Genomic DNA, 21,266 nt, shown 5'->3' on the forward strand with positions numbered 1-21,266 from the left:
GAAGGGGGCATGACCGCATCGCCGCGCCGGACGACCTATCGCCACGGCAATCTGAAATCAGCCGCGCTGAAGGCCGCCACCCGTCTGGTGGCCAAGGCCGGCCATGAGCAATTGAGTTTGCGCGAGGTGGCTGATGCCGTCGGCGTCGCGCATCGCTCGCTGTACAATCATTTCAGGGACCGCGAAGCGCTGCTCGATGCGGTCGCCGCCGGCTCCTATAACCGGCTAGCCGCGATCCTGGTCAAAGCGACCACGCCAGAGGATTACACCGCGAAATATGTCCGCTTTGCGCTCGCCAACCGCGCGCTCTATGCGCTGATGACCAGCCGCCCGCACGCGACGATGAAGCACAATCCGCCGCTGCAGTCCGCCGTCCACGGCGTAATCACCCAGGCGATGCGGATCTTCTGTCAGGATATCCTTGCGCCTGCCGCGCGGCGCCGGGCCGTGATGAAGGTCTACATCACGCTCTATGGCGGCATCTCGCTCTATGCGACCGGTATCCTCGACCAGCCCAGCGAAAAGGCGCTGATCGCGGAACTTTCCGCGATGATATCAGGGAAATGAACGCGGGGATGTGAACGCCGGCCGGCTTGAACCCGACCAAGGCGCGGACCAACTTGATTGGATCGCCATTGAAGGATCGCCGCATGCTCCGGCGCGTCATCATCTGCATGATCGTTGCGGTTGCCGGTATCGGCGCCGCCGACGCCCAGTCGCGGCGTCAGATCGATGCCACGCCGTTTTCGCACGCGCCATGCAGCGTGCTCGACGGCCAGCCCTGCACGCCGTCATTCTGCAGCGTGTTCAACGATGGCCCCTGCATTCCCGAGATCGATTATCCCTACGGCCAGAACCTGCAACTGACGATCGAAAGCGTACCGCCAAAGGACCAGGCGGCGAAATACCGGAAGCCGGACCACGATCTCGACAGCATCGGCGACCTGTTTGCGGCGCTGCGATCCTGCTGGACCCCGCCGCCGGCCGATAGCGCGCGCGAGGGCATGCAGATGTCGGTGCGCTTCAGCTTCAAGCGCTCCGGCGAGATCATTGCCGCGCCCCAGCTGACCTTCTCCACCGCCGGTGTCCCGGCGGATACGCGCTCCACCTATCTGAAGGCGATCAATGCCTCGCTCGAGGCCTGCAAACCGCTGAAATTCACCGATGGGCTCGGTGGCGCGCTAGCGGGGCGGCCGATCGCGATCCGCTATGTCGATAACCGCGATCTGAGGAAGCAAGCGGAGAAGCCGTGAGGCGGATGGCGGTGTAGCGCATTGCGCTCCAAGCCCCATCAATGATAGGCGAGGGTAACGAAGGGGCGCGGGGAGAGGGGACATCATGGGACTGCTGGTGATGATCCTGGGGCTGGTCCTGTTTCTCGGCGTCCACACGCTGACCACGCAGCGCGAATTGCGCGCACGGGTCATCGGCTCGATGGGCGAGGGCGGCTACAAGATCGGCTATGCGCTGGCCTCGGTCGCGGGTCTGGCGCTGATCATCTGGGGCTTCGCCAATTATCGCGCGACGGGCTGGATCAACGTCTGGAACCCGCCGACGGCGTTCAAGCACATCACCGTGGCCCTGATGCTGCCCGCGATCATTCTGGTGGTCGCTTCCTACATCCGCGGCCGGATCTATACGACGCTGAAGCATCCGATGCTGACCGGCGTCAAGCTGTGGGCGGCCGCGCATTTGCTCGCCAATGGCGATCTCGGCTCGATCATCCTGTTCGGCTCGTTCCTGGCGTGGGCGGTGTTCGATCGCATCTCGCTGAAACGCCGCACCGACGCCGGCGGGCCGCCGATACCGGTCGGCGGTCCCGGCAACGACCTGATCGCAATCGCGGTCGGGGTCATCGCCTATCTGGCGCTGGCATTTGCCTTCCATCCGGTCGTGATCGGTGTCCCCGTGGTCGGAGTCTAGCATGTCAGTCCAGTCGGCCATCAGGCGCAAGACCGCGCCGGACATTCGCGCGCGTAAGAACGGCGATCCGATCGTGATGCTGACGTCCTATCACGCGCATACGGCGGCATTGGTCGACCGCTATTGCGACGTTATCCTGGTCGGCGATTCCCTCGGCAACGTCATGCACGGGTTCGAGACCACGGTGCCGGTGACACTCGATATGATGATCCTGCAGGGGCGTGCGGTGATGCGCGGTTCGCAACACGCGCTGGTCGTGGTCGACATGCCCTTCGGCTCGTATGAGGCCTCGAAAGAGCAGGCGTTCCATGCCGCGGTGCGGATATTGAAGGAGACCCATTGCGGCGCCGTCAAGCTCGAAGGCGGCGTGCGGATGGCGGAGACGGTGGCATTTCTCAGCGAGCGCGGCATTCCCGTGATGGGCCATATCGGCCTGACGCCGCAATCGATCAACACGCTCGGCTCGTTTCGCGCGCAGGGCCGCGAGGAGGGCAGCTGGGAGCCGATCGAGAACGACGCCAAGGCCATTGCCGAGGCGGGTGCCTTCTCGGTCGTGATCGAGGCGGTCGCCGAACCGCTGGCCCGCAAGATCACCGAAAGCATCGCCATTCCCACCATCGGCATCGGCGCCAGTGCCGCCTGCGACGGCCAGGTGCTGGTGCTGGAGGACATGCTCGGCCTGTCGCCGCGGACGCCGAAATTCGTGCGCCGCTATGGTAATCTCGGGCCCGCGATCGAGGCCGCCATTGAAGGCTACGCTGCGGACGTCCGTTCCCGCGCGTTTCCCGGCCCCGAACACGTCTACGACATGAAGGCAAAGAACTGACGAGGCCAAAATGGACTGGTCGCAACATCCTATTCCGGCGATGCGGCTCGAGACGCGCTTCGGCGATCGCGTGGTGCCGGCGTTTAGTGAGCGGCCGGGCTCCGTCTGGGCGATGATTGCCGAGGCTGCAGAACGAAATCCGGATGGCGAAGCGTTGGTCTGCGGTGATCGCCGGATGAGTTGGCGCGACGTCGCCTCCCAATCGGCACGGATTGCGGCAGGGTTTCAGCGGCTCGGATTGAACCGCGGCGATCGCATCGCCGTGCTGCTCGGCAATCGCGTCGAGTTCGTGCTGACGATGTTCGCCGCCGCTCATGCCGGCCTGGTGACCGTGCTGCTGTCGATCCGCCAGCAAAAGCCGGAGATCGCCTATGTGCTGACCGATTCCGGCGCAAAACTTCTGATCCACGAAGCGACCCTGGTCGAGCGCGTGCCGGATGCGCGCGATGTGCCTGCCCTCCTGCATCGGGTTTCCGTCGATGACGGCAGCACCTCGCAATTCTCCGGTCTGCTGGATCATGCGGCCTCGGCGACGCCTGCGGAGGTCGGCGAAGAAGACACCGCGATGATCCTCTACACGTCGGGCACCACGGGCAAGCCAAAGGGCGCAATGCTCGCGCATTGCAACATCATCCATTCGTCGATGGTGTTCGTGTCGTGCCTGCAGTTGACCGCGTCGGACCGCTCGATCGCCGCGGTGCCCCTCGGGCACGTCACCGGCGTGGTCGCCAATATCACGACCATGGCTCGCTGCGCGGGCTCGCTGATCGTGATGCCGGAGTTCAAGGCCGCGGAATATCTGAAGCTGGCGGCACGAGAACGCGTCACCTACACCGTGATGGTGCCGGCGATGTATAATCTCTGCCTGCTGCAGCCGGATTTCGACAGCTACGATCTGTCGAGCTGGCGGATCGGCGGCTTTGGCGGGGCACCGATGCCGATTGCGACGATCGAACGGTTGGCCGCCAGGATTCCAGGCCTGAAGCTGGCAAATTGCTACGGCGCCACCGAGACGACGTCGCCGTCGACCATGATGCCCGGCGAATTGACCGCGCGGTACATCGACAGCGTCGGATTGCCCTGTCCCGGCGCGCAGATCATCGTCGTCGATCCCGACGGCCACGAACTGCCGCGCGGCGAGATCGGTGAAATCTGGATCCACGGCGGCTCGGTCATCAAGGGCTACTGGAACAATCCAAAGGCAACGGCTGAAAGTTTTACCGCCGGCTTCTGGCATTCCGGCGATCTCGGCTCGATCGATGAGGCAAACTTCGTGCGCGTGTTCGATCGCCAGAAGGACATGATCAACCGCGGCGGCCTGAAGATCTATTCCGCCGAGGTCGAGTCTGTCCTGTCAGGCCACCCCGACGTGCTCGAAAGCGCGATCATCGCCAAACCGTGCCCGGTGCTCGGCGAGCGCGTCCACGCCGTGGTCGTGGTCAAAGGCGGGGCAAGCGTTGAGACCTTGCGTGCGTGGTGTGCCGAGCGGCTTTCGGATTACAAGGTGCCAGAAACCATCGACCTGACCGCCGATCCGCTGCCGCGCAACGCCAACGGCAAGGTACTCAAACGCCAGTTGCGGGAGATAGCAGCGACGTAGCCCCGTAGATGGGGTAACGGGCCCCGGTCTGCCTTCCAAGCAAGCCGCGCTTGCTACGGCGCTGTTGGGTGCGCGCTTCGCGCGGCTTGCTTGGAAGGCGGGCGGTCGTCCCTCACATGGATGGTGTTTACGGAGTCGAGGATGGACCTCGCTCCAAGCATCAAGGAGAGACGACCATGGAGTATTATGCAGGAATCGACGTGTCATTGGAATGCTCAAGCGTGTGCGTTGTTGATGGGAACGGCAAGATTTTCCGCGAGAGCAAGGTGGCAAGCGAGCCGGCGGCGCTGATCGGTTGGTTCACCTCGCTCGGGATCGGGCTGGGCCGGATCGGGCTGGAAGCTGGGCCGCTGTCGCAATGGCTGTACGCGGTGATGAAGCAGGCTGGGCTCGCAGTTGAGCTGTTGGAGACGCGGCACGTGCACGACGCGTTCAAGGCGATGCCAGTGAAGTCGGACCGCAATGACGCACGGGGGATCGCGCAACTGATGCGGCTGGGCTGGTTCCGGCCGGTTCACTGCAAGTCGGTGGCGGCGCAGGAAGTGAGAGCCATGCTGACGGCGCGCAAGCTGGTTCAGAGCAAGCTTCTGGACGTCGAGAACAGCCTGCGCGGGATCTTGCGCGGCTTTGGGCTGAAGGTCGGCAAAACGACGGGAACAGATTTTGCTGGACGGATCAACGAGTTGGTGAAGGGGCATCCCAACCTGGAAGTGATCGCAGAAGCGCTGCTCAAGGTGCGGACCGTCCTGCTGAGCGAGTTCAAGGCCTTCGAGAAGCGGGCAGGCAGGATGTCGCTGATGAATGCCAAGGCCAGGTTGTTGATGTCGACGCCTGCGGTGGGGCCAATCATCTCACTGACCTATGCCGCAGCGATCGATGATCCCGCGCGGTTCACATCCTCCAAGCAAGCCGGGTCGCATTTTGGGTTGACGCCGAAGAAGCACCAGTCCGGCGAGACCGACCGATCGGGCCGGATCAGCAAGATCGGCGACGCTTCCGTGCGCGAGGCGCTCTACCAGGCCGCTCACATCATGCTGACGAAGCCGATCAAGGGATGTTCGCAGCTCAAGAGCTGGGCGATGCGGATCGCCAAACGGGCCGGCATGAACAAGGCTAAGGTCGCGCTGGCCCGCAAGCTCGCCGTGATCATGCATCGCATACTCAAGGACGGTGCGCCCTTCAATCCGGCCACCAAGGCTAACGCTGCAACGGCTTAGGAGCAAAAACGACAGGTTTTCGGGCGGGTCACGACACCAGCCTTCCCGAAGCGAAGTCCCTTCGCCGGGACGATGGATCAGGTCAGGCCGACATCCGGGATGTCGACACATCGAACGATGTGATCACGCTTCCGTAGATTGGCCGACCTATCCTCTTACGAACCCCATCAGGCGACGGCCCTTGCGCCGATCCCGTACAGAAGCAAGTTCCCGGCGAGCGGATGACGCAAAAGGGATTGACTAATCGAGGCCCGTTACAGAAGCCCGGATGAAGCGAAGCGCAATCCGGGGCCAATCTACGTCGCGGATCCAGACCTCGGATTGCGCTGCGCTCTATCCGGGCTACAGGAGATCAAGCTAGAGCTTCGGCGCGCTGCCTTTTGGCATCGCATTGCGTTCGCTTTGTTCCGCGGCAAGCGCATCATTGTCGATCGCCGCCGCGCTGATCACGCGTTTGACGTCCAAAAGCGAAAACTGCGCGATCCCAACCCGGTCCGGCGCCGTGCCCGGTATCAGCTGCACGCTCAGCACGCCGTCGCAATTGGCGCCCTTGGCTTCGCTGAGCATCGCGGCCAGCGCTTTCTCCTTTGCCTGCGCACGCTTGACGACAGCCACGCAGCTGCCGCGGATGGTTTCGCCGTTGAGCTTGAGCGCGGCCTTGGGATCGAGCGGCTTGCCGATGGCCTCGACCGCGGCCGCTTCCTTGTATTTCGTGCCGACCGATACGATCGAGCCGGCGCGATAGATGTAATAGAGGTGCTGATCGCCGACGATGGTGGGCGCGCCGTATTTGCCCATCACCTCCCTGACCATGTCGGCCTTCGCCGGCTGCTGGTCCTTCGCAAAGGTGAGGTTGCGGGCGAGGAAATAAATGCGATTTCCGCTCGCCGGCGACGAGAAGCTGCTCGACAGCACCTCACCGTTCTGGCCGGCCCCAGGGGCAAGGCTGAAAGTCAGTGCCGAGGTGAAGCTGATCGCAGTGCTGCCGAATTTCTGCTGCTGGACGTCGGTCGTGGTGTTGGGGCGTCCCTTGAAGAACGATTCTAGCGTGGCACGCGCGGAATCAGCGGTGGAATCCGCCGAGATGCCCAAAATGTCGGGGCGCTGCTTGCCGGAAAATGCCGTCTCCGGCGTCTTCGCCTTGATGTCGTAGGCTTGGGTCGCGGCGGGCAGGGCGGCGGCCCCGATGGCAAGCGTGACGACCAGGGCGCGGCAAACCATGAAGCACCTGCAAAATCAGACGAATAACCGACGAAAATCGAACGGATTACGCCAAGCTTTGAACCGCGAAGTCAATATTCCCGGACGCTCGCGGCGTGGGACAACTTGCTTCTGGCTGCCTCTCCAGCGTTAACGCTTTGATCCGCCTCGCTTTGCCTTGCCACCGCCATATCGTTAGGGTATCGCCGCCGCCATGCGGGGATCGGGCGCAGGGCGCCGCCGCGCGTCCAGCGGCTCAGCGGGGATGGGATAGCCTTAAGTGTCTGAATTATTTAATGAAGTCGACGAGGAGGTCCGTCGCGATCAGCTCAAGAAGCTGTGGGACCGATATTCTCTCTATATCATTGCAGGAGCGCTGCTGATCATCGCCTCCGTGGGTGGCTGGCGTGGCTACCAATATCTGGAAGCCCAGAAGGCCGTTGAGGCCGGAGCGGCCTTCGACAAGGCGGCGGAGCTATCGGAAGCCAACAAGCACGCAGAGGCCGAGGCGGCGTTTGCCGCGCTGGCCGCGAAGGCGCCGGCGGGATACCGCGTGCTGGCGCGCCTGCGTACGGCCGCGGAGGTCGCAAGCCGCGACCAGCAGGCTGCTGCCAAGATGTTCGACGAGATTGCCGCCGACCGCAGCGTCGGCGTGGCGGAACAGGATCTGGCCCGGATTCGCGCCGCCCAGCTGCTGCTGGAGAGCATCTCCTATCCCGACATGAAGTCTCGCCTGGAGGCGGCAGCCGGACCGGCTGCTACCTTTCGCCATACTGCGCGCGAATTGCTGGCGCTGTCGGCCTGGCGCGCCAACGACGCGACAGCGACACGGCAATGGCTGGACGTGATTGCCAATGACGGCGGGACGCCACCGAGCCTGCGCTCACGCGCCGAAGCGCTGCAGGCGTTGCTTCCGCCTGTCGCAAAGAGCTGAGCCGGCCAACGAGATAAACGAGCACCGAGCATGCGCCGCCCGCACCGTCTGATCGCAGCCACCGTCCTCATCGCGTTTTCCAGCGCGCTGGCGGGCTGTAGCAGCATGGGCAATTTCGATCCGAGCGACATGCTCGACTTCCTCGACACCAAAAAGAAGCTGCCCGGTGAGCGCAAGCCGGTCTTCCCCGACGGTGTGCCCGGTCTCGAGCAGGGCGTGCCGAAGGATCTCTACAAAGGCGCGCGCCAGCAGCAGATCGAAGACCCGAATGCCCAGGCCGCGGTCGCACCGTCGCCGCAGGAGCCGCAATCCAGGGGATCCGCGAAATCCAGAGGCAAGCAGGCACCCGTTGCAGCGGCGCCCGCGACCGAGCCCGCCGCCGCAGACCCCGATGCCGCGCCGGTGGAAGAGGGCGGCACCAACGCAGCGCCGCCGGCGCCGAAGCCGAAGAAGATCGTGCGCAAGCGCACCACCGCGCCGCCGCCCGACCAGCCGGCAGCCCAATCGGCGGCGCCCGCGCAGTCCACCCAACAATCCGCCGCGCCGTTCCCGGCGCCGATGCCCAGCGGCAGCTTCACGCGTTAATTGCATAGCGTTTTCGCGCGAAGTCGGCGCCGGTTCGCGTAGAGCAAACGCGTCAAAACAAAATCAGAGCGCGGTTGCGACAGAACCGTGCTCTATCGTTTCGTTCGATTGACCCGTCCTTCAAAAGGGGCGTTTGGATTTATTTATGCCCTTTACGATTGCCATCATCGGCCGGCCCAATGTCGGAAAGTCGACGCTGTTCAACCGGCTGGTCGGGCAGAAGCTCGCGCTGGTCGACGACGAACCCGGCGTCACCCGCGACCGCCGCGAGGGCAACGGGCGCCTTGGCGACCTCGAATTCACCGTGATCGATACCGCCGGGCTCGATGAAGGCGCCAGGGGCTCGCTCACGGCGCGGATGCAGGAACAGACCGAAACCGCGATTGCGCTTGCCGACGCGCTGATGTTCGTGATCGACGCGCGGGCCGGGCTTACGCCGAACGACCGTGCCTTTGCCGATTTCGCCCGCCGCGCCAACAAGCCCGTGGTGCTGGTCGCCAACAAGAGCGAGGGCAGGCACGGCGAAGTCGGCGCGATGGAATCCTACGCGCTCGGGCTCGGAGATCCCGTGCAGATTTCCGCCGAACATGGCGAAGGCCTCAGCGACCTCTACGATTCGCTGCGGGTGCTGATGCCCGATCCCACCGAGGAGGCGGAGGAGTTCGACGATGACGACATCATCGTATCCGACGAGGATCTCGCCAAGCGCCCGATCCGCGTCGCGATCGTCGGCCGTCCCAACGCCGGCAAATCGACGCTGATCAATCATCTGCTCGGCGAGGAGCGGCTGCTGACCAGCGCCGAGGCCGGCACCACCCGGGATTCCATCTCTGTCGAGGTGACCTGGCAGGGGCGCGACTTCCGGGTGTTCGATACCGCCGGCTTGCGGCGGCGGGCGCGGATCGACGAGAAACTGGAGAAGCTCTCGGTGGCGGACGCGCTGCGCGCGGTGCGCTTTGCTGAAGTCGTGGTCATGATGATGGACGCGCAGAACCGGTTCGAGGAACAGGATCTGCGCATCGCCGACCTGATCGAGCGCGAGGGGCGCGCGGTCGTGCTGGCCGTCAACAAATGGGATTTGATGGAGAAGAAAGGCAGCCTCGTTTCGGGGCTGCGCACCGATGCCGATCATTTGCTGCCGCAGATCAAGGGCACGCCGGTTGTTGCCGTGTCGGGCCTGATGGGCGAGGGCATCGATCGGCTGATGAGCGCGATCGAGCAAGCCTATGCGGTCTGGAACAAGCGCGTGCCGACGGCGGCCCTCAATCGCTGGTTCGAACAGGCGGTCGACGCCAATCCGCCGCCCTCGGTGTCGGGCCGCCGGCTGAAGTTGAATTACATCACGCAAGCCAAGGCGCGGCCGCCGAGTTTCATCCTGTTCTGCTCGCGCGCCGATGCGGTGCCGACATCTTACTTGCGCTATCTCACCAACAGCATGCGTGAAGCCTTCGATCTGCCGGGCACTCCGATCCGCATTATGCTGCGCGAGAAGGCGAATCCGTTTGCCCACAAGCGCAAACGGCCGTCGTGAACGAGGCGGCCTCGGAACGCGCGGCCGGGATGCCGCCGGTGCGCAGCGGCGCCGCCATCTTCATTTTCGTTACCATCCTGCTCGACATGTTCGCGCTCGGCCTGATCCTTCCGATCCTGCCCAAGCTGGTCGAAAGCTTCGTCGACAACGATACCGCGACCGCCGCGCGGATCTTTGGACTGTTCGGCACCGCCTGGGCGGTGATGCAGTTCATCTTCTCGCCGATCCTCGGCGCCTTGTCCGACCGGTTCGGCCGCCGGCCGGTGGTGCTGCTGTCCAATTTCGGACTGGCGCTGGACTACGTGCTGATGGCGCTGGCGCCATCGCTGCTGTGGCTGTTCATCGGCCGCGTGATCTCGGGGATCACCTCGGCCAGTATCTCCACGGCTTTTGCCTACATCGCCGACGTGACGCCGCCGGAACGACGCGCCGCCGTGTTCGGCAAGATCGGCGCGGCGTTCGGCGCCGGATTTATTCTTGGCCCCGCCGTCGGCGGCCTGCTCGGTGACATGGATCCGCGGCTGCCGTTCTGGGTCGCGGCGGGCCTGAGTTTTGCCAACACGCTCTACGGCTGGCTTATCCTGCCGGAGTCGTTGCCGCCGGAACGGCGCGCGCCGTTCCAATGGAAAAGCGCCAACCCGCTCGGCGCGCTGCATCTGCTGCGTTCCAACCGGATTCTCGCAGGTCTGTCGCTCGCGAATTTCTTCGGCCAGGTCGCGCATGTCGTGCTGCCCTCGACCTTCGTGCTCTATGCGACCTATCGCTATGGGTGGGACACCAAGACCGTCGGGCTGACGCTGGCCCTCGTTGGCATCTGCGCCATGGTGGTGCAGGGCGCGGGCGTCGGACCGATCGTCGCGCGCCTCGGGGAACGCCGCGCGCTGTTGCTCGGGCTCGGCTGCGGTGCGCTCGGTTTCCTGATCTATGGCGCAGCGCCGACCGGTCCGCTGTTCTGGGTCGGCATTCCCGTGATGGCGTTGTGGGGCATCGCCGGAGCCGCGGTCCAGTCGCTGACCACGCAACTGGTCGCGCCCGAACAGCAGGGCCAGTTGCAGGGCGCCACCAACAGCGTCAACAGCGTTGCCCAGATGGTGGGACCGTTCTTGTTTACACTGATCTTTGCCTATTTCATCAGCGATTCCGCGCCGGTGAAAATGCCGGGCGCGCCGTTCCTCCTGGCCGCTGCGCTATTGGCGCTGGCGCTGTTGGTTGCGTGGCGGACCATGGCAAAGAAAAGTAGCGCGTAACAAACCCGAGTCATTCCGGGACGCGCAAAGCGCGAACCCGGAATCTCGAGATTCCCCGGTGCGCAATTGCGCACCTGAGGTCTGGTCCTTCGGACCATCCCGGAATGACCGCTACGCGGTCACTTCTTCACCAGCGGACAGTCGCTGGCCTCGAGCGGCTTGGCGGCGTCTTCCGGGGCGATCGTGGCGATCTGCTTGTAATAGTCCCACGGACCCTTCGACTCTTCCGGCTTCTTCACTTCGAACAGGTAGGCCGGAATGAGACGGCGGCCGTCGGCGCGCAGCGGGCCCTTGCCGAACAAGGGATCGTCGGTCGGCAATTCCTTCATCTTGGCGATCACCTTGGCGCCGTCACGCGGATTGCCACCGAGCGCTTCCATCGCCTTGAGATAATGCAGCACCATGGCGTAGTTGCCGGCTTGCGTCATCGACGGCATCGCATTCTTGCTCGCCAATGCGGCAAACCGCTTCGAGAAGGCGCGGGTCTGGTCGTTCAGGTCCCAGTAGAAGGATTCCGTGAAGGTCAGGCCTTGCGCCGTCTTCAGCCCCAGCGAATGCACGTCGTTGATAAACAGCAGCAGTGCGGCCAGCTTCTGGCCGCCGGCGACGATGCCGAATTCGGAAGCCTGCTTGATGGCGTTGGTGGTGTCGCCGCCGGCGTTGGCGAGGCCCACAACCTTGGCCTTGGAAGCCTGCGCCTGCAGCAGGAACGAGGAGAAATCCGAGGTGTTGATCGGGTGCTTGACGCCGCCGAGCACCTTGCCGCCATTGGCGGTGACGACAGCGGACGTATCGCGCTCCAGCGCGTGGCCGAAGGCGTAATCGGCGGTCAGGAAGTACCAGGTGTCGCCGCCGGATTTGGTGAGTGCCTTGCCGGTGCCGTTGGCCAGCATGTAGGTGTCGTAGGTGAAGGAGATCGTGTTCGGCGTGCAGGCCTTGCCGGTGAGATCGGCGGTCGCGGCGCCCGAATTGAGCAGCGCGATGTTCTTCTCCTTGACGAGGTTGCTGACGGCGAGAGCGACGCCGGAGTTCGGCGTATCGGCGATCGCATCGACCTTGTCGTTGTCGATCCACTGCCGCGCGATGTTAACGCCGACGTCGGGCTTGTTCTGATGATCGCCGCTGACGACGTCGATCTTCCAGCCCTTCTTGAGCAGCCCGGAATCCTCGATCGCCATCTTGACCGCGACCACCGAATTGGGGCCGCCGATATCGGCGTAAAGGCTCGACATGTCGTTCAACACGCCGATCTTGACGGTCTTGTCCTGGGCATACGCGGGCGCAGCAAAGCTGACGCCGGCAACGGTGATCAACGCGGCGAGGCGCCGCGCGCTTAGTGCAGTCATGTATTTCCTCCATCTATGGTCGCCGGGTGGCCTTCTTTGAGAGGTCCAACCCGGCATATGACTGAGATGGTGGTAGTGGTTCCGGAAGCCTTGGGCAATCCACCTATCGTAGCGCGTCCGAGGTCAGCTTGAATTTCTGGATGCGCTTTCCGGTATCGACTTCGGCGGTATAGACGTTGCCCTTGGAATCCACGGCCATGGCATGAATCCAGTGGAACTGCCCGGCATTGCGGCCGCTGCGTCCAAAACTCCCGACCACGGTACCGTCGTCGCGTTTCAGCACCCGGATTTCGTTGTTTTCGCCATCAGCGCTCAACAAATAGCTCTGTTTCGGATCGGGCCAGACGGCGATGTCCCACACCGCGCCATTGCCGAGTGTGTTCTTCTCGAAGAACCACTCCTTCACGAAAGTGCCATCCTTCCTGAAAACCTGGATGCGGTTGTTGATGCGGTCGCAGACATAAACCATCCCGTCATTGGTGAGCTTCACGCAGTGCACGGGATTGGCGAATTGCTGGGCAGCCGGCGCCTTGGGATCATAGGGCGGCTGCTTGTCGTCGTTCGGCGGCTTGCCATAGGCGCCCCAGTGCCGCTTGTAGGCGCCTGACGTGGCGTCGAACACGATGACGCGGCGGTTGCCGTAGCCGTCGGCGATGTAGATCTCGTTGGCATCCTTGTCGACCGCGGTCTCGGCGGGTTTACCGAGTTGGGTGGTGTCGTTGGAGCCCTTGCTCGGCGCGATCTTGCCGATCTGCATCACGAACTTGCCGTCGAGGGTGAATTTGAGAACCGCGTTGTCATTGTCGGCGTTGCCGCCGACCCAGACAAAACCCTTCTCGTCGACTTCGATGCCATGTTCACGGCCGACCCATTCATAGCCTTCGCCGGCACCGCCCCAGGAGCGCAGCAGATTGCCCTCGGCGTCGAACTCCAGCACCGGCGGCGCCGAGACGCAGCATTTCGATCGTGGCGGGGTCAGAGCAGCACCCTTTTCATCGTCGGTCAGCGAGCGCGGACGATGGATGACCCAGATGTGGTCCTTGGAATCGACGGCGATGCCGCCGACCTGGCCGAGGATCCAGTTGTTCGGCAGCGGCTTCGGCCAGGAGGCATCGACCGCGAAGGTCGGAACATCGCCGGCGAGCGCGGGAAGCGGCATCGCTGCGATGCCAATCAGTGTCGCGACGGTCAGGCTTGCAAGAATCGTTTTGCTGAGACGTTGGACGGCAGGTATCGAGCGCGCGCGATGATGCATCGGCATGAGGCGTTCTCCCTTGATCTTCTTGGCGGGTTGCTCCCGCTTGCGCGGGCAGTCAATCGCGGGGAAGGGAAGGTGTCAACGGTTTGACACCGTCATTGCGAGGAGCGTAGCGACGAAGCAATCTATCCATCCGAGCAAAGGAAGAATGGATTGCTTCGCTTCGCTCGCAATGACGGGGAGAGAGTTCAAGCCGGCGCGCGAAAGTCCATCAGCGTCCGGGTTTTGTAATCGTAGAGCTTGCCGGTTTCGTTCCAGTCGGGCGCGCACATCGGCACGATGAATTCCGCGACCTGTTCCGGCGTATCGAGCGTCGCCGGGTCTTCGCCGGGGAATACGATAGCGCGCATCTTTGTGCGGACCGGGCCGGGGCTGAAAAGGTTGACACGCAGATTGGTGCTCGCGGTCTCCTGCGCCCAGGCGCGCGCCAGCGCTTCGAGGGCGGCTTTCGAGGCGGCATACGGGCCGACATAGGCGCTGGCCTTGTTGGCGGCGCCGGAGGTGACGAACACGGCGCGGCCGGCGTCGGACTGCCTCAGCAGCGGCTCCATGCAGCGGATCAACTGGAAGTTGGCGGTGACGTTGACCGCCATCACGTCGTTCCACGGCTTCAGCTCGATATGGCCGAGCGGCGAGGAGGGGCCGGCGACGCCGGCATTGCCGACGAGGATGTCGAGCTTGCCGTGACGCTCGTGCAGCGCCGCGCCAAGCCGCGCGACGCCGTCGGAGTCGGAGAGGTTGAGCGGCACCAGCGTGGCGCTGCCGCCGTCTTTGCGGATCTCGTCGTCGAGCTCTTCCAGCCCGCCTTGCGTTCGTGCCACCGCTACGACATGCGCGCCGGCCTTTGCGAGTGCGCGCGCGGTCGCATAGCCGATGCCGCGCGAGGCGCCGGTGACGAGAGCGATACGGGAGGCGAGGGAGGAGGTCATCGAAAAGGCTCTATCATCGTCGTCCCGGCGAACGCCGGGACCCATACGCCGTGTCGGTTATGATGGCGATAGGTGTTCGTGTCTAATGGCGTCCGAAAAACGAAAGCCTGTGGTTATGGGTCCCGGCGTTCGCCGGGACGACGGCTAGCTCGCCTCCGCCAGCAACGACAATTGCCGCGGCGACGGCTCGGTTTCGCTCTGGTCGGTGAGGTGGGTCGGATAGGCGCCCGTGAAGCAGTGGTCCGAGAATTTCGGATTGGCGGGATCGCGGCCGGGCTCGCCCATCGCGCGGTACATGCCGTCGATCGACAGGAACGCCAGTGAATCGGCGCCGATGATCTCACGCATCTCCTCAAGGGTATGCGTGGCGGCAAGAAGTCCGCCGCGGTCCGGCAGGTCGATGCCGTAATAGTCGGGGTAGAGGATCGGCGGCGAGGCGAGGCGGAAATGCACTTCCCGGGCGCCGGCGTCGCGCATCATGCGCACAATCTTCTTGGAGGTGGTGCCGCGAACCAGCGAGTCGTCGATCAGGATGATACGCTTGCCTTCGATCGCGGCGCGGTTGGCCGAATGCTTCATGCGCACGCCGAGTTCGCGCACGCTCTGGGTCGGCTGAATGAAGGTCCGGCCGACATAGTGGTTTCTGATGATGCCGAGCTCGAACGGCACGCCGGAATGCTGGGCGTAACCGATCGCGGCGGGCACGCCGGAATCCGGCACCGGCACCACGACGTCGACCTCGACACGGCTCTCGCGCGCGAGCTGCGCGCCGAAGGCTTTTCGAACCTCATAGACCGAACGGCCGCCGACGATGGAATCCGGCCGCGAGAAATAGATGTATTCGAAGATGCAGGGCCGTGGCGGTTTCGGCGGGAACGGCTTGTGGCTGTGCGCGCCCTTTTCGTCGAATACGACGATTTCGCCGGGTTCGACGTCGCGGATATACTTTGCGCCGATCATGTCGAGCGCGCAGGTCTCCGACGTCAGGATCGGGTGACCGTCGAGGTCGCCGAGCACCAGGGGACGGATGCCAAGCGGATCGCGGGCGCCGATCAGTTTCTTGTTGGTCAAGGCCGTCAGCGAATAGGCGCCCTCGATCGTGCGCAGCGCCTCGATAAACCGGTCGACGAAGCGGGTGCGCTTCGACTGCGCGACCAGATGCAGGATCACTTCGGTGTCGGTGGTCGACTGCATCATGGCGCCGTGGAGCACGAGTTCGCGGCGCAGCGTCAGGCCGTTGGTGAGATTGCCGTTATGGCCGACCGCGAAACCGCCGGCATTGAGCTCGGCGAACAGCGGCTGCACATTGCGCAGGATGGTGGCGCCTGTCGTGGCATAGCGGACATGGCCGACGGCGGCGTTGCCGGGCAGGCGCTCGATCACTTCGCGGCGGGAGAAGGTGTCGCCGACGAGGCCGAGCCGGCGTTCACTGTGGAAGCGGCTGCCGTCGAAGGAGACGATGCCGGCGGCTTCCTGGCCGCGGTGTTGAAGGGCGTGTAGTCCGAGTGCGGTGATGGCGGCGGCCTCGGGGTGGCCGAAGATGCCGAACACGCCGCATTCCTCGCGTAGCGTGTCGCCTTCGAGATCATCCTGCAAATCGATCGGACCGGAGTTTCGGTCAAGTTGCTCGGCGGGATCGGAAGGGTTTTGCATCGCGTCCATCGCCTCTCTTTTGGCCAAGAGTTACTTGCTCGCAGGTTTCTCGATCAGCTTTTTAAGGCCGTCGCGGGCAGGTTTGCTGTAGCCATCGCCGGACGCCGGGGCTGCCGGCTCGGCGTCAGTTGAATCGTCGTCGGGTTTATTCTTCTTGAATCTCTTTAAGATGGTGTTCTCAGGGTCGTCAGGCAAGAGCGCCATTAACCAATCTCCGGTTCCCTGCAGCACCATCCGGGACTTCGCGCCGGTGATCCAGTCGGGCCGCTGCTTGTCCGGAACCAGCCAGCTGAAGAACAGGAAGGCGACAACCACGATCAGCAGGCCGCGGGCCAGACCGAACAGGAAGCCGAGGGTGCGATCCAGCGCGCCGATTCGGGAATCCAGGATCATGTCCGAAATCCGCACCGTAATGATCGACACCACGACCAGGGTCGCGATGAAGGTGCCGGCTACGACCACCACGGCCGCCACCGTGTCGTTATTGAAATAAGTTTTGGCGGTCGGCAGCAGCTTGGAGAAAGCATACAGCGTGACCAGAGCCGCCGCGCCCCAGGCCGCGATCGACAGAATCTCGCGCATGAAGCCGCGCACCATGGCGAGCAGCCCCGAAATCAGCATCACACCAAGCAGGACGAGATCGAGTATCGTTATCGGCATCGGCTGGTCAGGTCCGCTCGTAAATGCTCAAAGTCTGGCGAATCGGCGTGTCGGTGCCGTTCTAGGTGACGGTCATATGGCGTGTCCCGCAAGGCCGGATATCACGCCATCCCACGCGCCTTCCGCGCGCGTTGTATAGCGGCGAGGGGGCGTAACGTCACGCCGCTTTAGCCGTTCTCGCGACGGAATCGCGCCGGTGTGGCATTTTTCTCCGCTGGGCCTTCGCGATTGGCCTCCCGGTTACCCTCTCGATTGGCTCTGGGCGTGCCTCGCGCGGCAATTTCAGCGACCAGGCTGGTCAATCCACCGACGCTGTTCAGCACCAGGCCCGCGTCGCCGCCGGCCTCACCACGTGCCGATTCGGGCAGTATCGCACGGCCGAAGCCGAGTTTTGCCGCTTCCTTCAGCCGGGCCGAGGTTTGTGCCACCGGCCGGACCGCGCCGGACAGCGAAATCTCGCCGAAATAGACCGCATCCGTCGGCAGTGGGGCGTTGACCAGCGACGACACCAGCGCGGCGGCCGCCGCCACGTCGGCCGCGGGCTCCTGGATCCGCAAGCCGCCGGCCACGTTCAGATAGACGTCGTAGCCCGAGAGTTTGACCCCGCAATGGGCCTCCAGCACCGCCAGCACCATTGACAGCCGGCTCGGGTCCCAGCCGACCACGGCGCGGCGGGGGGTGCCGAGGGTAGTTGGCGCCACCAGCGCCTGCAATTCCACCAGCACCGGGCGGGTGCCCTCGATGCCGGCGAACACAGCGGTGCCGGGACTGCCGAGGTCGCGCTCCGACAGGAACAATTCGGAGGGGTTCGAGACCTCGCGCAGGCCGAGGCCCGTCATCTCGAACACGCCGATTTCATCGGTCGGGCCGAAGCGGTTCTTCGCCGCGCGCAGGATGCGGAACTGCTGCGAGCCTTCGCCCTCGAACGACAGCACCGCGTCGACCATGTGCTCGACCACGCGGGGGCCGGCGATCTGGCCGTCCTTGGTCAGGTGCCCGACCAGGATGATCGTGGCGCCCGATTTCTTGGCAAACCTGATCAGCGCCTGCGCCGAGGCGCGGACCTGGGTGACCGTGCCGGGGGCTGATTCCACCGTATCGGTCCACATGGTCTGGATCGAGTCGATCACGATCAGGCGCGGCACCGCGCCCTCGGACAGCGTCGAGACGATGTCTTCGACGGAGGTCTCGGCCGCAAGCTGCACCGGCGCGTCGGCAAGGCCGAGCCGCTCGGCGCGCAGCCGCACCTGGGCGACGGCTTCTTCGCCTGAAATGTAGACCGCGCGATGCCCCGCACGCGCCATCATGCTGGTGGCCTGCGTCAGCAGCGTCGATTTGCCGATGCCGGGATCGCCACCGACCAGCAGCACCGAGCCGCGGACGAAGCCGCCGCCGGTGACGCGATCAAGCTCGACCATGCCGGAGGAGAGGCGGGGCGCGTCCTGGCTCTTGCCGGTCAGCGATTCCAGCGCAAACGTCCGGCCCCGGCGTTTGGAGCGGATCGAGACCGGCATCGAGGTCGCGCCCGTCGTGTCCTCCTCGGACAGCGTGTTCCACTCGCCGCAGGCCTCGCACTTGCCCTGCCAGCGATTAAACGCCGCGCCACAGTTCTGGCAGACAAAGGAGAGGGTGGATTTGGCCATGAAGTCCCGGTGAGGCGCTCGTTCTTATTTTGTTCTATAGCGGTTCCAGAGCCAAGTCAAAGGCTGGGAGGGCCGAAGCCGGAATCAAAACAGCTCGGCAATCGTGGATGCCGTCTTGATGCCGGTCCCCGAAATCAACACCACCGTGGTTTCGCGCTTCTTGATGACGCCTCGCGCCGTAAGCTTTGCGAACGCCGCCGCGACGCTGGCCGATGTGGGCTCGACGAACAGGCCCAGCCGCGCCAGCCGCCTCAGGGCTGCGACGATCTCGTCCTCGGAAACCGCGACCGATTCGCCACCGCTGTCTTTCAAGGCGTGGATCATTTCCTTGAGCCGCAGCGGATGCGCGATCGCGGTGCCTTCGGCGATCGTCTTGTGAACGGCGCGGTCGACCGGCGTGTCGACGCCGGCCTGGAAGCTCGCGTCCAGCGGCGAACAGTTGAGCGGCTGCGCGGCAAACAGTCTTGGGAGTTTTTTTATCTGGCCTGCGGCGAGCAGTTCGGAGAAGCCGATGTGGCAGCCGAGCAGATTGCTGCCCGCGCCGACGGGGATGATGATGTTGTCGGGCGCCGTGAAGTTGAAATCCTCCCAGATCTCATAGGCGACCGATTTGGTCCCCTGCAGGAAGAACGGCTGCCAGTTGTGGCTGGAGTAGAAGATCTCGCTGGACTGACGGATCGCCTCGGCTTGCGATTCTTCGCGCGGCCCTTCGACCAGCTGCACCTCGGCGCCATAGGCGCGAACCTGCGCGACCTTGGCCGGCGACGTGTAGGCGGGTGCGAGGATCTTCACCCGCATGCCGCCGGCCGCGCCATAGGCCGCGACCGAAGCGCCGCCATTGCCGGAGGAGTCTTCGAGCACCGCATCGATGCCGAGCTGCCGCACATAGGACAGCATCACGGTGGTGCCGCGGTCCTTGAAGCTGCAGGTCGGGTTGAACCATTCCAGCTTGAAGAACGGCCGAAAATCGTCCCATTCCTTTTGCACCAGCGGCGTGCAGCCTTCACCGAGCGAAATCGGCTTTGCAATCTCGACCGGCAGCGAGGCCCGATACCGCCACAGCGACCGCGTGCCGCGATCGATGTCATCTCTGGTGATTCCGGGCTGCGGGTTGATCAGCAGCGGCTTTTGTCCGTCGGCACACCAGCGCGGAACATCCAGCGGATAACGCTCGCCGCTGCGCGGTTCGAGGTAGAAGGAGTCGTGAGGTTTGGATTGGGGCATTGGGTCAGCCATAGGTGAGTTCACTTCTGCGACGGCCTATGCGCCCTGACATGGTGCGTGGTCAACCGTGGCTTCGCCTGTCAGGACGCATCGTAGTCCCGCGTCCATATCCCCACCGGTTGCTCAAGGCCGCGAATGGCGCGGGGCGGCTTTTTGACAAGGTGCAAAAAGTCGGCGTCTGAGCTGCCGGCCTCCGCCCGCGCCCGCTGCACCAGTTCGTCGCTGGCCACTAGAGCGCAGCCGTATTCGCGGGTGAGTGCTTCAAGGCGGCTTGCGGCGTTCACCGCCGTGCCGATCACGGCGTATTCGAGCCGGTTCAGGCCGATGTCGCCGAGCACGACCTGACCGAAGTGCAGTCCGACGCTGAGCTGGATCGGAGGTTCGTTACGGGCTTTTCGCTCGCGGTTGAGTTCAGCGATCGAGCCGATCATGGCCTGCGCGCAGCGCAGCGCGTTGCCGGCGTCGGAATCGCTGGTGAAGGGCGTGCCGAACGTCGCCATCAATCCGTCACCGAGATACTTGTCCAGTGTGCCGGCGTGCCGGAATACTTCCCGTTCCATCCGTTCGTGGAACTGGCGCAGCGTCCCGATCACTTCCATCGGGCTGCGGCCGTCTGCATAGGCAGTGAAATCGACGATGTCGGCGAACAGCACCGCGACATTCTGCGTCCGCACCTGTTTGAGCGGATCGTCGTTCTTGGAAAGCTGTTCGACGACATTGGGAGAGAAATAGCGCGCAAGATTGGTGCGTTCGCGCTCGATGCCTGCGTGGCTGATCAAGAGGGCGTTCGAGCGGCGCGCCGCCAGCGCCAGCGTCATGGCGACGATCAGGAAGACGGTGATCTGCTGGAACCGGGCGCCAAAACCGATCGACGAGGGATCGATGATATCGAACAGCCTGACGTCGGAGCCGACGGCGGCCCGCACCCGTTCCGACAGCGCGGCGTGGGTTTGCGGCTGCAGGTAAACCCAGCCGACGCCGATCGCCCACAGCGCCGAAGTCCAGAACCCCATCGCCACGACGGTGCGCCAGGAATAGGCCAGCGTCGCGGTGGCCAGGAAAACAAAGAAGTAGATGAAGCTGTCGAACCTGTACTGCATGGCAACCGGCCAATCGACCGTGCTCCAGGGATTGGGCACAACGGTCAGAAAGGTCATCAGCAGCAGATCGCAGAATATCAGAACAAGCTCCGGCACGGACCGCTCGGCCTTGCCGACCTTGAGCTGGGCCCAGCCGATCAGCGCAAACAGGCCGAGCATCACGACGTAATAGAGGACCTCCCACTCCGGATTGATGATCGGCAGGGTGGCGGCCGTCACCGCCAGCGCAACCCAGCGGGCGCGAACAGCGAGCAGCAAACCCTCGCGCTTGCTGTCGGTAAGCGCGGCCTCAGCGAATCTCAGGGTGTCTTGCTGGGCATCGCCCCGTTTGGCCGGCTCGTTCCCGGGATCGGTAATATCAACTACGTCAGCTATTGCGCTCAAGACATC

19 protein-coding genes are annotated in these 21,266 nt (G+C 64.0%); 10 read left to right on the forward strand and 9 right to left on the reverse strand.

The window, feature by feature from the left end:
* The first annotated feature begins 9 nt into the window (after positions 1-9).
* The 6 genes from ABIE49_RS37995 (at position 10) to ABIE49_RS38020 (ending at position 5,566) form a co-directional block, all read left to right on the forward strand.
* Entirely contained in the window at positions 10-567 is a 558-nt protein-coding gene (locus tag ABIE49_RS37995; RefSeq protein WP_192739597.1) for a TetR/AcrR family transcriptional regulator, read from the forward strand.
* An 83-nt stretch (positions 568-650) separates the two neighbouring features.
* Positions 651-1,253, forward strand: a complete 603-nt coding sequence (locus ABIE49_RS38000) for a UCP034077 family protein (RefSeq protein ID WP_192739596.1) — start codon at positions 651-653, stop codon at positions 1,251-1,253.
* 85 nt (positions 1,254-1,338) lie between these two features.
* Positions 1,339-1,923 carry an NnrU family protein gene (locus ABIE49_RS38005; RefSeq protein ID WP_192739595.1) on the forward strand — a complete coding sequence of 195 codons (585 nt, stop codon included), beginning with the start codon at positions 1,339-1,341 and terminating at the stop codon, positions 1,921-1,923.
* A 1-nt stretch (position 1,924) separates the two neighbouring features.
* Positions 1,925-2,749, forward strand: a complete 825-nt coding sequence (gene panB / locus ABIE49_RS38010; protein WP_192739594.1) for a 3-methyl-2-oxobutanoate hydroxymethyltransferase — start codon at positions 1,925-1,927, stop codon at positions 2,747-2,749.
* Between the two features lie 10 nt (positions 2,750-2,759).
* Positions 2,760-4,349, forward strand: a complete 1,590-nt coding sequence (locus ABIE49_RS38015) for a class I adenylate-forming enzyme family protein (protein ID WP_192739593.1) — start codon at positions 2,760-2,762, stop codon at positions 4,347-4,349.
* A gap of 176 nt (positions 4,350-4,525) precedes the next feature.
* The gene (locus ABIE49_RS38020) at positions 4,526-5,566 is read left to right on the forward strand and encodes an IS110 family RNA-guided transposase (RefSeq protein WP_354066976.1); all 1,041 of its coding nucleotides are present in this window, start codon (positions 4,526-4,528) and stop codon (positions 5,564-5,566) included.
* A gap of 357 nt (positions 5,567-5,923) precedes the next feature.
* Here ABIE49_RS38020 and ABIE49_RS38025 read toward each other — a convergent pair whose 3' ends face one another.
* Positions 5,924-6,787: a hypothetical protein gene (locus ABIE49_RS38025; protein WP_192740663.1), complete on the reverse strand. Its 864-nt coding sequence runs from the start codon at positions 6,785-6,787 to the stop codon at positions 5,924-5,926.
* Positions 6,788-7,046: 259 nt separating this feature from the next.
* On the opposite strand from ABIE49_RS38025, the gene ABIE49_RS38030 reads away from it, so the two are divergent.
* From ABIE49_RS38030 to ABIE49_RS38045, 4 genes are all read left to right on the forward strand, one after another.
* Positions 7,047-7,700, forward strand: a complete 654-nt coding sequence (locus ABIE49_RS38030; protein ID WP_192740664.1) for a tetratricopeptide repeat protein — start codon at positions 7,047-7,049, stop codon at positions 7,698-7,700.
* A 30-nt stretch (positions 7,701-7,730) separates the two neighbouring features.
* Positions 7,731-8,285 carry a hypothetical protein gene (locus tag ABIE49_RS38035; RefSeq protein WP_192740665.1) on the forward strand — a complete coding sequence of 185 codons (555 nt, stop codon included), beginning with the start codon at positions 7,731-7,733 and terminating at the stop codon, positions 8,283-8,285.
* 145 nt (positions 8,286-8,430) lie between these two features.
* Positions 8,431-9,816, forward strand: coding sequence for a ribosome biogenesis GTPase Der (gene der, locus ABIE49_RS38040; protein WP_192740666.1), 1,386 nt, complete (start codon positions 8,431-8,433; stop codon positions 9,814-9,816).
* 29 nt (positions 9,817-9,845) lie between these two features.
* The gene (locus ABIE49_RS38045) at positions 9,846-11,063 is read left to right on the forward strand and encodes a TCR/Tet family MFS transporter (RefSeq protein ID WP_192740695.1); all 1,218 of its coding nucleotides are present in this window, start codon (positions 9,846-9,848) and stop codon (positions 11,061-11,063) included.
* A 119-nt stretch (positions 11,064-11,182) separates the two neighbouring features.
* Here the strand turns inward: ABIE49_RS38045 and ABIE49_RS38050 are convergent, their stop codons facing one another.
* From ABIE49_RS38050 to ABIE49_RS38085, 8 genes are all read right to left on the reverse strand, one after another.
* Positions 11,183-12,409: an ABC transporter substrate-binding protein gene (locus ABIE49_RS38050; protein WP_192740667.1), complete on the reverse strand. Its 1,227-nt coding sequence runs from the start codon at positions 12,407-12,409 to the stop codon at positions 11,183-11,185.
* Positions 12,410-12,512: 103 nt separating this feature from the next.
* The gene (locus ABIE49_RS38055) at positions 12,513-13,568 is read right to left on the reverse strand and encodes an NHL repeat-containing protein (RefSeq protein ID WP_354067717.1); all 1,056 of its coding nucleotides are present in this window, start codon (positions 13,566-13,568) and stop codon (positions 12,513-12,515) included.
* A gap of 287 nt (positions 13,569-13,855) precedes the next feature.
* Positions 13,856-14,596: an SDR family NAD(P)-dependent oxidoreductase gene (locus tag ABIE49_RS38060; protein WP_192740669.1), complete on the reverse strand. Its 741-nt coding sequence runs from the start codon at positions 14,594-14,596 to the stop codon at positions 13,856-13,858.
* Between the two features lie 144 nt (positions 14,597-14,740).
* Positions 14,741-16,249, reverse strand: coding sequence for an amidophosphoribosyltransferase (purF, locus tag ABIE49_RS38065; protein ID WP_192740696.1), 1,509 nt, complete (start codon positions 16,247-16,249; stop codon positions 14,741-14,743).
* A gap of 30 nt (positions 16,250-16,279) precedes the next feature.
* Positions 16,280-16,909, reverse strand: a complete 630-nt coding sequence (locus tag ABIE49_RS38070) for a CvpA family protein (protein ID WP_192740670.1) — start codon at positions 16,907-16,909, stop codon at positions 16,280-16,282.
* Between the two features lie 167 nt (positions 16,910-17,076).
* The gene (gene radA, locus ABIE49_RS38075; protein WP_192740671.1) at positions 17,077-18,552 is read right to left on the reverse strand and encodes a DNA repair protein RadA; all 1,476 of its coding nucleotides are present in this window, start codon (positions 18,550-18,552) and stop codon (positions 17,077-17,079) included.
* An 84-nt stretch (positions 18,553-18,636) separates the two neighbouring features.
* On the reverse strand, positions 18,637-19,776 hold the full coding sequence (locus tag ABIE49_RS38080) for a threonine synthase (protein WP_192740672.1): 1,140 nt from the start codon (positions 19,774-19,776) through the stop codon (positions 18,637-18,639).
* An 80-nt stretch (positions 19,777-19,856) separates the two neighbouring features.
* Entirely contained in the window at positions 19,857-21,260 is a 1,404-nt protein-coding gene (locus tag ABIE49_RS38085) for an adenylate/guanylate cyclase domain-containing protein (protein WP_192740673.1), read from the reverse strand.
* Positions 21,261-21,266: the final 6 nt, after the last annotated feature.

This window comes from Bradyrhizobium sp. OAE829 (genome assembly GCF_040546575.1).
Taxonomy (GTDB): Bacteria; Pseudomonadota; Alphaproteobacteria; order Rhizobiales; family Xanthobacteraceae; genus Bradyrhizobium.

Coding starts and splice junctions, on each gene's coding strand:
- radA (WP_192740671.1), bottom strand. CDS start 18,552: ATGGCCAAATCCACCCTCTCCTTTGTCTGCCAGAACTGTGGCGCGGCG.
- ABIE49_RS37995 (WP_192739597.1), top strand. CDS start 10: ATGACCGCATCGCCGCGCCGGACGACCTATCGCCACGGCAATCTGAAA.
- ABIE49_RS38035 (WP_192740665.1), top strand. CDS start 7,731: ATGCGCCGCCCGCACCGTCTGATCGCAGCCACCGTCCTCATCGCGTTT.
- ABIE49_RS38000 (WP_192739596.1), top strand. CDS start 651: ATGCTCCGGCGCGTCATCATCTGCATGATCGTTGCGGTTGCCGGTATC.
- ABIE49_RS38060 (WP_192740669.1), bottom strand. CDS start 14,596: ATGACCTCCTCCCTCGCCTCCCGTATCGCTCTCGTCACCGGCGCCTCG.
- der (WP_192740666.1), top strand. CDS start 8,431: ATGCCCTTTACGATTGCCATCATCGGCCGGCCCAATGTCGGAAAGTCG.
- ABIE49_RS38050 (WP_192740667.1), bottom strand. CDS start 12,409: ATGACTGCACTAAGCGCGCGGCGCCTCGCCGCGTTGATCACCGTTGCC.
- ABIE49_RS38055 (WP_354067717.1), bottom strand. CDS start 13,568: ATGCCGCTTCCCGCGCTCGCCGGCGATGTTCCGACCTTCGCGGTCGAT.
- ABIE49_RS38080 (WP_192740672.1), bottom strand. CDS start 19,776: ATGCCCCAATCCAAACCTCACGACTCCTTCTACCTCGAACCGCGCAGC.
- ABIE49_RS38045 (WP_192740695.1), top strand. CDS start 9,846: ATGCCGCCGGTGCGCAGCGGCGCCGCCATCTTCATTTTCGTTACCATC.
- ABIE49_RS38070 (WP_192740670.1), bottom strand. CDS start 16,909: ATGCCGATAACGATACTCGATCTCGTCCTGCTTGGTGTGATGCTGATT.
- ABIE49_RS38015 (WP_192739593.1), top strand. CDS start 2,760: ATGGACTGGTCGCAACATCCTATTCCGGCGATGCGGCTCGAGACGCGC.
- ABIE49_RS38005 (WP_192739595.1), top strand. CDS start 1,339: ATGGGACTGCTGGTGATGATCCTGGGGCTGGTCCTGTTTCTCGGCGTC.
- panB (WP_192739594.1), top strand. CDS start 1,925: ATGTCAGTCCAGTCGGCCATCAGGCGCAAGACCGCGCCGGACATTCGC.
- purF (WP_192740696.1), bottom strand. CDS start 16,249: ATGCAAAACCCTTCCGATCCCGCCGAGCAACTTGACCGAAACTCCGGT.
- ABIE49_RS38025 (WP_192740663.1), bottom strand. CDS start 6,787: ATGGTTTGCCGCGCCCTGGTCGTCACGCTTGCCATCGGGGCCGCCGCC.
- ABIE49_RS38020 (WP_354066976.1), top strand. CDS start 4,526: ATGGAGTATTATGCAGGAATCGACGTGTCATTGGAATGCTCAAGCGTG.